Here is a 6,625-nt window from a genome sequence, read left to right as displayed (position 1 = left end):
GTACCGGCGTATTGCTGCGGCGAGGTCGACGTCGGCATCGACGGCATGGGCGCGGGCGGTCCGTACGGTAAGCGCCCAGGCTGTCGTGATGACCGCGAGCAGCACCACGGAGCGGGCCGGCACCCCCGGGGCCGGCCCGGACGGCCCCACCATGGCCGCACCCGCCCAGTACGCCGCCGCGACGCTCGTGACGGCCGGCACCGCGGCCCGCACCGGCAGGCACCACGCCGCCGTCACGGTGGCTCCGCCGACAGTGACGTAGACCCAGTTGGCCGCGTCCCCAACCGTCGTGGGCGGGATCATCAGCGCGCCGAAGCAGGCCAGCGGTCCGGCCAGGGCGAGCTCAAGCAAGCTGGCGCGCGGGTCGAGGCCATGACGGGTGAGAAAGATCACGACGAGCACGGCCCAGGCGGCCGCGGCGAGCGGGCCGGCGAGCGTCCACGGGTGCGACCAGGTCCACGACCACCAGATCGCGACCTGCGCGAGGCCCAACACACCAGTGAGGACACGGAACAGCACGGCCGCCCGGACCATGACCGCGCCGTGCGACAGGAGGGCGAAGCCCTTCGGGGCAGGCGGCGGTGCGTCAGCTGGCATGGTCACGCCGTCCTCAGCCGGTCAGGTCTGGCTACAACGCCTGCTATTTCAGCAAACGTGACATTCAGCTTCCACGACGCGTTGCCGGTGGCTGTCAGCGGGTCCGCGTGAACCTGTCCAGGGCGTCCGCGAGGGCCTCGATCTCGGCTGGGTCGCTGTATACGTGCGGGCTTGCGCGCAGGAGCGGGCCGGTCATCTCCCGGGGGGCGCGGCTGGTTGCGAAAGCGCTGGTCAGGATGCCAGCCTCGGCGTAAAGGCGGTCGCGGACCGCGTGCGGATCCACCCCGGGCGGCGGGACGAGCGTGACGATTCCGCTGGGCTCGGCCAGCGGCTCACCCACCCGCCAGCCGGCCAGCCCGTCAAGCCGCCGCCGTGCCAGCGTCCCGAGCGCCGCGATCCGCCCCGACACCGCCGCCGTCCCGGCATCGACAAGCTCGCCCACGGCGCGCGCGAGACCCACCCTGGCAGCCGCGGCAGACTCGCCGATCCCCAGCGCGGCGATGCCGGTCAGCGGGACGGGCGGTCCGTGCCCGTCCCAGCTCGCCGTGTGCAGGCAGCGGGCCGGTGCGACCAGCCGTTCGATGATCTGTTCCGAGATGGCGAGAACGCCCACCCCCCGCGGCCCGCACAGCCACTTGCGGGACGTCCCGACATAGGCTGCCGCGCCCAGCCCGACCGTGGGTACGTGCCCCAGGGACTGCGCGACGTCCAGCAGGAGCGGGACACCCGCGGCGGTGGCGCGCGCGGCGACCTCGGCGGCCGGCTGGACGATCCCGCGCTGGGAGGGCACGTGCGGGAAGGTCACCAGATCCAGGTCAAGGCCGGCGGGGCCGTGGCGGTCCAGGGCATCGAGGTCGATCCGCCCGTAGCCGTCCACCGGCAGGTCGATCAGGTCGATGCCGTCACGGGCCGCCCGCGCGGCCAGCACCATCGCGTTGGACCCGAACTCGCCGGGCACCACACCGATCCGGCCACCGGCGGGCAGCGGCCAGGCGTCGACAAGCGCGGCGAACGCGGTGGACGCCGAGTGGTGGAAGGCCACGTCGCCGGCCGACAGATCAGGGCCGAGCAGGTTCGCGAGATCCGCGCGTAGCTGTGCCAACGGCTCGCTGTGGCGGATCTCGGCGACGTACCCGCCGGCCCGGCTCTCCTCCGCCAGGTAGGCCCCTGTGGCGGCGATGGTGGCCCGGCTCATCCGCGCGCACCCGGCCGCATCGAGATGAATGATCTCACTGCTGTCGCGGGCGGCTTGCCAGCGCGCAGCCAACCGCTCGAAGGGTGTTGCCGGCAGGCCCGGAAGTCTCACGCGGGTGAGCGTCGCATCGATGCGCCCTGAGCCCAACCCGGAGCCCGCCCTGTTCCGCGCGTTGAGCGGCTGCTTCTTGCGGCTGACGCCGCCGGCATCGTCCGGGGAAAGATCGAATACAAAAGAGTGTGCGGATGACAGGCGTTCTTTGTGCCGCTACCTGCGGGTTTCCATATCCGTGGAGATCTTGGCCGCTATCCCCGGTCGCGCACTAGCGCAGCGGCCGGCTGTAGAAAATATCTACAGATTAACAACTCTGCGATTGATGTGGTGTGCGTGCGGATGCTTGCTGGCAGTATCTGTCCGGTGCCTTTCAATGCTAACGGATGGGCGTGTACAACTCGCTTGTCCCACGGCTCGATTTTCCGGTAACTCAATTATCCGTACTGGCGCCGCGCTGTGCGCGGTCTTTCTGGTTGGACTGACTGGAGTCGACGTTCATGTCAGCTGGCATACGGCACTGCCTCCCCGGTGTTTGTCCCGCCCCGTCGGGTGACGATTATCAGCGTTCCCGGCCGTCGTGGTCGTCAGGGGAAGGCCGGCTGGCCGCGGCTCTGTAGTCCGCTGATCTGCGGCGATGAATTTTTCCGCTCCAGCGGCTGTGTTTCTCGTTGGCGGCGTACAGCTTTCACCGAGCCGCTTCTCCTGTTCATGCGCACAGGCGTCCGTGGGCCTCCCGCCAGGCCGCCCCATTACCCGGGAAGGGTGGAACGACGATGCGAAACGATCCGGTCAGGAAGTCGGTAAGGAGGGCCGGCGCGCGGCGCGGGAAACTCACCGCGGCGCTGGCCGCTCTCCTGGCGTTAGCCACTTTCACCGTGCAGCTCGGTGCGACGGCCACGGCGGGCGCGGTCGCCACCGGCGCCGAGACGGCATCGGGGCTGCCGGGCGCGAGAGGTGACGCGGTCACCCGGGCGTTCATCCAGACCGTGGGGGCCACGACCATCAGTAACCAGGAAGCGCTCTCCGTTTTCAGGTCCTGGATGATCGACCAGGCAGGCTTCGCTGACAGTGGCTATGTCGGCTCAATCGACGACCTGGCGCGCAAGGCGATCACCATCATGTGGTACGGCCCCCACACGTCCCTGCTGTCAGCGATTGTCAAAGAGGGCGAGCGGCGTGGCATCGCGGTGTCCGTTCAGCGGCGCGCACACAGCTTGCGGCAGATCCGCGCGGCTACCAACGAGATCTGGCAGCAGGCGGCCGCGGGCGAATGGGCCGGGTTCAAGATTTCATTCATCGCCGCCGTCGGGGCGACGGATGACGATATCACCGTCAACGGGACCTACACCGCGGCCCCAGCGGAGCGGCGCGCACCGCAGGTGCGGTCGCGGGCTACGGCGGTCATGGGGGTACCGGTGCATGTCACACCAGGTGTCAGCGCTGACACGAGCACTGGCCGCGACGACGACTTCGCACCGTTCAACGCGGGTGGATACATGCTCAGCCCCTCCACCGGACACACCTGTTCCAGCGGGTTCGCTGTCAACCTCGGCGGGACGTCCAACACGACGACCGCACGTCACTGCAGCGCGGACGACTATCAGGATCGAGCCGCGTCGAACAGGTACGGGACCGGCGTGCGCACCTCCACGGACGGCGGCGGCCGGGTGCTGAGCGCTACCGGGGCGGCCTTGGCATTCGACGGGGCATACAATTCCAATAACTTCTGGAAGACCGTCATAGGCTACGCTGACCTGGGCGTCAACGACTTCGTGTGCACGGGTGGCGGTAACTCCGGCGAGCATTGTAACATCAAGGTCACAAACCTGTTGGTGTCATTCAATGATGGTAGTGGGTCGTTTTCGACCATCGAAGGTGTCCAGCAGTCGAGCGGTGCGATCGCGCAGATCCAGGGTGACAGCGGCGGTCCGGTGATCTCGCTCGCGAGTACGTCGTCCGGGCAGGTCCGGGCGGCCGGAATGATACAGGGTTTTCTGGGCTCGGGCATGACAGGCTCCGCCTGCGGCGCGGTGTACGACGCGGGAGGCAACAAGTGCAGTACGAACGTGCTTTTCTCGTCCATGCGGACGGTCGTCAACAGCATCCCGGGCGCGTCACTGCGGACCGGGTGACACCGGCCGCCCCCGACAATCAGGCGGTGTATCGGCGTTTTGTAGCGATCACTGATCGTTCGTCCCGCAAGAATGAGGTGGGGTAACGGCGTTATAACGTTATAATCAGGTCTGACATCCCCCAGGCAGGGGAAGGACCGCGATGCTCCGCCACCTCCTGGCTGAACCCGGCGAGCGGATCGCCCAGCTCTTCGGCTGTCCGCGCACCCGGTGCGGCGCGCCCGCGTCCTTCCCCCGCCCCCGCCCCCGCCGCACCGTGGCCTGCCGCGACCAAGGAGCGAGCACGGTGACCTCGAACAGCTCCTGGCATCCCGCGCCCAGGAGGACACCGATCCGGGCGCTGTCATGACCGCCCTCCACCCGAGCTTCCGCACCCGGCGGCAGCGCCGCAACCGCGCCCTCGTCATCGGCGGTCTGGCCGGGGCTGTCCTCGTCATCTTGGCCGCGGTGCCGCAGACATGGGCAACGCCACCCCGGCCGGCCACGACCGCCCAGCCGAGCGCGGCAGGAACGCGGGCCGCGGCAAACGGCTGCGTGTCGCTCTCCCTGCGACAGACGCTGGCCATAGCGGGGCAGCGCGGCGCGTCAGTGCTTGTCGCCAGTGGCTCGCTGACCGGTGAGACCGTCATCGACGGGCAGACGTTCCATCAAATGATCATGCATTCCGTGCGGACTCTCAGCGGCCCGGTCATCACCTCGGACAGCACGGGCTGGATCGGCAGCGCCAGCGGGGCAGTGGGGCCGATCCCCGGCGCGGACGCGGGCGCGCTATGGGGCACGGACGGGCGTCTGTTCGCCATCGCCTGGCCAGCGCGGCAGACGGGCACCGCGGTCGGGCCTGTCCTGCGCATCGCCCCGGTCGTCCACGATCAGGTGATCTTCAGTTCGGCCGGCTGTTGGGACATCACGGACCTGCCCACCGAGCCATACCACGGCCCGCTCGCGGAAATCCCGGGCAGCAACTCGTATGCCCGCGCGGCCCCAACCGGCTTCCACGCGGTTGCGCTGACGGTCGTCGAGCAGATGCTGGCCAAATGATCATTCCGGATGCTCGCGAGCGGGACAGCGACGGGTCGCCCCGCGCCTGTGGCGCGGGCGCCATGGCTACTTGGCCATTGGGGTCACCGCGTCTGCGTCTCCGCAGGTGTGCCGCCACCCCGCCGGGACCGTATGATGCTGCGTCATAGGGTGTGTGGCATGCCGAACCTGAACGTGTCCGTGCGAGCGGGGACCCTCCAGCACGCTCGCGCCGCGGCGACCGCCGCCGGCATGACGCTGTCGGCGTGGGTGGACAAGACGCTGGCCGAGTCGATCTGGACCGCTCGGTTCGCCCGCCAGCGGCAGCGCAACGCCGCGCTGGGCGTCACCGCGAGCTACCTGGTGGCCGAGTACACCCGGCTGGAGGAACTGCGGCGTGCGGCAGGGTGAGGTGTGGGCACGCGTCGATGTCCTCGCCCATGCCCTGATCGTCTCCGCGGACATGTACAACAACGCCGGCACCGGACGGGTGATCGTCTGCCCGGTCATCCCGGGTGACCCGCTGCCACAGGACGACTACGCCGCTGACGCCTGCATCGCCGACCCGATCCCCGGCACCGTCCTGCCCGAGCTGGTCGCCTGGCTGCCGACCTCGGCCCTGTCCCACTCTCTTGGCCCGATCTCCGAAGACGCGTGGCTGCGTGTCGACCAGATCCTGTGCCGCGTCCTGGGGCACTGAGGGTAGCAGGCCCCTGATGACGGAAATGGGCTGATCGACGACAATGGCGGGACGGCTGGCGGTCGTGGGCGTGGGTGCGGTCGGCGGGTTCTTCGCCGCCCGAGCGGCGGCCGCGGGGGCTGACGTACAGCTCTGCGTGCGCCGGCGGTTCGGCGAACTGGTGCTCCGGGGCCCTGACGGGGTGTTCCGCGCCGACCTGCCCGTCTGGACCAGCCCCGAGCATGCCAGGCCCGTCGACTGGGTGCTGTTGGCGACCAAGGCCCATCAGAATGCGGCGGCACTCACCTGGCTGACCCGGCTGGTCGGTCCGGACACCGTCGTCGTGATCGCCCAGAACGGTGTCCGCCAGGCCGAGCGGGTCGCGGCGGTGGTACCCGCGGAGCGGGTGCTCCCCACCGTCGTCTACATCAACGCCGAACCGGTCGCGCCCGGTGTGGTCGAGCACCGCAACTACGGGTTCCTGCATGTTCCGGCCGGCGCCCTCGCCGACCGGTTCGCCGGGGTTCTGCCCAGCGCGGGGCTGGTGCGACCGGTGGACGACTTCGCCGTCGAGGCCTGGACGAAACTGACCGCCAACACCGCGGCGAACTCGCTCACAGCGCTGACCGGCCGGCGCCTGGAGGTGCTGCGCCGGGACGACATGGCCCGGCTCGCGGTGACCATCATGCGTGAAGCGGTCGCTGTCGCCCACGCCGACGGTGCGGCCGTTGCCGACGAGCTGCCGGAACTGATCATCGAGCGGCTGCGTGACCAGCCCGCCGGGTCGGGCACATCGATGCTCTACGACCGGTTGGCGGGGCGCCCGCTGGAACACGAGGCTCTGATCGGTGCGGTGGTGCGTATCGGCGCCGAGCACGGTGTCCCCACCGTGGTGTCGGCGCACATCCTCCCGCTGCTGGCGGCCATCAGCGACGCCGCGCTGAGCCACTG

6 protein-coding genes and 1 pseudogene are annotated in these 6,625 nt (G+C 69.6%); 5 read left to right on the top strand and 2 right to left on the bottom strand.

Annotated elements, in window-relative coordinates:
* Positions 1-597, bottom strand: a pseudogene (locus MJ783_RS10365) (hypothetical protein); the annotation flags it as partial.
* A gap of 94 nt (positions 598-691) precedes the next feature.
* The gene (locus MJ783_RS10360; RefSeq protein WP_239310182.1) at positions 692-1,903 is read right to left on the bottom strand and encodes an aminotransferase class V-fold PLP-dependent enzyme; all 1,212 of its coding nucleotides are present in this window, start codon (positions 1,901-1,903) and stop codon (positions 692-694) included.
* 716 nt (positions 1,904-2,619) lie between these two features.
* Here MJ783_RS10360 and MJ783_RS10355 point away from each other — a divergent pair.
* The 5 genes from MJ783_RS10355 to MJ783_RS10335 all read left to right on the top strand — a co-directional run.
* Positions 2,620-3,978: a S1 family peptidase gene (locus MJ783_RS10355; protein WP_239310181.1), complete on the top strand. Its 1,359-nt coding sequence runs from the start codon at positions 2,620-2,622 to the stop codon at positions 3,976-3,978.
* A gap of 345 nt (positions 3,979-4,323) precedes the next feature.
* The gene (locus MJ783_RS10350; protein ID WP_239310180.1) at positions 4,324-5,016 is read left to right on the top strand and encodes a hypothetical protein; all 693 of its coding nucleotides are present in this window, start codon (positions 4,324-4,326) and stop codon (positions 5,014-5,016) included.
* Between the two features lie 159 nt (positions 5,017-5,175).
* Positions 5,176-5,406, top strand: coding sequence for a hypothetical protein (locus tag MJ783_RS10345; protein WP_239310179.1), 231 nt, complete (start codon positions 5,176-5,178; stop codon positions 5,404-5,406).
* Positions 5,393-5,695: a hypothetical protein gene (locus tag MJ783_RS10340; RefSeq protein WP_239310178.1), complete on the top strand. Its 303-nt coding sequence runs from the start codon at positions 5,393-5,395 to the stop codon at positions 5,693-5,695. Before MJ783_RS10345 ends, MJ783_RS10340 begins: the two co-directional genes overlap by 14 nt.
* A gap of 43 nt (positions 5,696-5,738) precedes the next feature.
* Positions 5,739-6,625 (top strand): 2-dehydropantoate 2-reductase (locus MJ783_RS10335; protein WP_239310177.1); only part of this gene is annotated, 887 nt, incomplete at its 3' end.

The sequence above is a fragment of the Protofrankia sp. Cj3 genome (assembly GCF_917627355.1).
In the GTDB taxonomy this organism is placed as follows: domain Bacteria; phylum Actinomycetota; class Actinomycetes; order Frankiales; family Frankiaceae; genus Protofrankia.
Note: the sequence above shows the minus strand (reverse complement) of the source record. Positions and strands in the feature narration are given on the sequence as shown.

Excerpts from the sequence above, each read along its gene's own strand:
- MJ783_RS10355 (WP_239310181.1), top strand. The coding sequence starts at position 2,620 with ATGCGAAACGATCCGGTCAGGAAGTCGGTAAGGAGGGCCGGCGCGCGG.
- MJ783_RS10350 (WP_239310180.1), top strand. The coding sequence starts at position 4,324 with ATGACCGCCCTCCACCCGAGCTTCCGCACCCGGCGGCAGCGCCGCAAC.
- MJ783_RS10345 (WP_239310179.1), top strand. The coding sequence starts at position 5,176 with ATGCCGAACCTGAACGTGTCCGTGCGAGCGGGGACCCTCCAGCACGCT.